The sequence below is a fragment of the Streptomyces sp. 8L genome (genome assembly GCF_020176795.1).
Taxonomy (GTDB): Bacteria; Actinomycetota; Actinomycetes; order Streptomycetales; family Streptomycetaceae; genus Streptomyces.
In genome coordinates, this window is sequence record NZ_JAIUKE010000610.1 from 1 (window position 1) to 2,427 (window position 2,427).

General features: G+C 75.1%; 2 protein-coding genes and 1 pseudogene. 1 reads left to right on the forward strand and 2 read right to left on the reverse strand.

Features of this window, described 5'->3' with window-relative positions; genetic code table 11:
- Nucleotides 1–741: nitric oxide synthase oxygenase (locus tag LCE31_RS35655; RefSeq protein WP_225021984.1), on the forward strand; the 741-nt coding region annotated here is incomplete at its 5' end.
- A gap of 225 nt (nt 742–966) precedes the next feature.
- Here LCE31_RS35655 and LCE31_RS35660 read toward each other — a convergent pair.
- Nucleotides 967–2,121, reverse strand: a complete 1,155-nt coding sequence (locus LCE31_RS35660) for a macro domain-containing protein (protein ID WP_225021985.1) — start codon at nt 2,119–2,121, stop codon at nt 967–969.
- Between the two features lie 118 nt (nt 2,122–2,239).
- Nucleotides 2,240–2,344 (reverse strand): annotated as a pseudogene (locus LCE31_RS35665) (SDR family oxidoreductase); the annotation flags it as partial.
- Nucleotides 2,345–2,427 lie beyond the last annotated feature (83 nt).

The window sequence follows — 2,427 nt, forward strand, 5'->3', positions numbered from 1 at the left end:
GGCCGCCCCGCCCCCAGGCTCCTGAGCGAACAGCTGGTGCGCTACGCGGGCGACCCGCGCAGCGCCCAGCGGGTGGCGCTGGCCCAGGACTTGGGCTGGAAGGGCGGTGCGGGCCCCTTCGAGGTCATGCCGCTGATGGTGCAACCCGCCCCGGGTCTGGCCCCGGAGATCTACGAGGTCCCGGAGAACGCCGTACTCGAAGTGCCGTTGACGCATCCCCTGCACCCCGGTTTCGCCGCGCTGGGGCTGCGCTGGTACGCAGTGCCGGCCGTCAGCGACATGTCGCTGGAGATCGGCGGGATCACCTACCCTGCGGCGCCCTTCAACGGCTGGTACATGGGTACGGAGATAGGCTCGCGCAACCTCGGGGACACCGACCGCTACAACCTGCTGCCCACCGTGGCCGCGCTGTTCGGCCTGGACACCAGCAGCGATCGCACGCTGTGGCGGGACCGGGCGCTGGTCGAACTCAACCTCGCCGTCCTGCACTCCTACGAGCGTGCGGGCGTGACGATCGCGGACCACCACTCGGAGTCCCAGCGGTTCCTGGCGCACGTCGAGCGCGAGAAGCGGCACGGCCGGCCGGTCCCGACGGACTGGAGCTGGATCGTGCCGCCGCTGTCCGGCTCGGCGACCGCGGTGTTCCACCGGTACTACGACCCGGAGGACCCCGCCCTGCGCCCGGCCTTCGTGCACCGCACCCCCATGGAGCAGCCCGTCTGCCCGTACAACGGCGGCTGACGGCTCCTCACAGCCCAACTGCCCCTACAACGGCGGCTGACGGCACCTTGCAGCCCAACTGCCCCTCCAGCGGCGGCTGACGGCACCTCATGCCACAACGCGGTGCGTCGCGTGGAGGAACCGGGCCCCGCCCGACTCCGCGCCGGTGAAAGCGGCCCCCGCGTGCGAGCCGCCCGGAGGGAAGGCTCCCCCGAGGCGTTCCCGCTGAGCGGCCCGCGTCTCCAGTCAAGCGGGCCGGCCGGGCGCCGACTGGTCGCGCGCCGGGCGGAACCTGGCCGGGATGCGCTCCACCGCGCGGGCCGCCTCCGGGGTACGCACCACGAAGTGCACGTCCCAGCGTGCGCCGCGCGCCAGTTCCGCCTCGACGGCGCTCCATACGGCGGTCGTGCTCACCCGGTACGGAAGCCCGCCGCGCCCGGAGCCGAGCAGCGGGAAACACACCGAACGCAACGGCGGTGTGTACCGGTCGTGCTCCTCGGCCAGCAGTGTGAGCGCGCGCGAGGCGGCGCGTGTGAGGTCGGCGGGCAGTACGTCGTAGTCGTTGGTGCCGGGCCGGGGCCTCGCCACAGCCGCGTGGTAGATCCGTCGTACACCGCTGCCGGCCATGGCTCCGGAGCCGGTCGCCGCCACGGTGCCGGGGATCACCGGACGCCCGGACGTGCCGTTGCGCTCCTCCCACGCGCGCAGTTCGGCGGGGACCGGGTCCTCCAGCAGGTCACCGGTCACCCCGCGCACGGCGGCGGCACGGCGCAACGAGGCGGACACGGACGACTTGTACGGTTCTGGCAGCGCGAGGTAGGTGTTGACCGGGGAGACCACCACGTCCACGTCCCGCAGCAGGTCGACGGGGTGGATGTGGAGGGTGAGGCGTACGGTCCGGTCGCCCACGCGTACGTCCAGGGCCCTGTGGGTGTCGCCCTCCCAGTCGCCCTCGCCGGGACTGTCGGCCTCGCCCGCCGCCAACTTCACGATGTTCTCGGCTACTTGGCCGAGCACCATCACCTCGTGGTGCTTGCGGAAGCGTTCCCCGCTCACCCGGTACACCTCGGCGGCGCGGGCCCGGCGGGAGGACGCCGGCCAGTCCCGGGTGCCCTGGGCCAGGCCCAGGGAGTACTCGGCGGCGGTCCGCAGCGTGCCCGCGTCGAGTTGCTCCACCGCACGGCGGAGCAGGGCCTCGACGGCGCCCTCGCGGGTGCGCGCGGTGGCCGAGGAGGGCGCGGCGGCTGCGGCCACAGCGGACGCAGCCGCCTCCAAGGCGTGCAACTCGCGGCCCCGCAGCCTCAGCAGCCCGGCCCGCCGGACCACCTGTATCTCCGCGAGCAGTGCCGCGTGGTCGAGGGACGGCTGGTCGAAGGTCGGCTGGTCGGGGGACGGCGCCATGCGGCACACGATGGCACCACCCGTCCCGCGGGGACAAGCGGGACGCGGGGCAGCACGGCCGCACCGGCGCAGGGGCGCGGCGGGCAGGCCGCCGGGCGCGCCTCGCGGAGACCGGCCTTCAGGCGCCGGCGCCGCCGTCCACCGGCACCAGCGCGCCGGTCACCATCGAGGCCCGGTCGCTGAGCAGCCACGCGGCCACCTCCGCGACCTCGCGCGGGGGGGGCCCCCCCCCCCCCGGGGGGGGGGGGGCGCCGGGGGGGGCGCCCCCCCGGGGGGGGGGCCGCCCCCCCGCCGCGAGCTACGAGG

Excerpts from the sequence above, each read along its gene's own strand:
- LCE31_RS35660 (WP_225021985.1), bottom strand. The coding sequence starts at position 2,121 with ATGGCGCCGTCCCCCGACCAGCCGACCTTCGACCAGCCGTCCCTCGAC.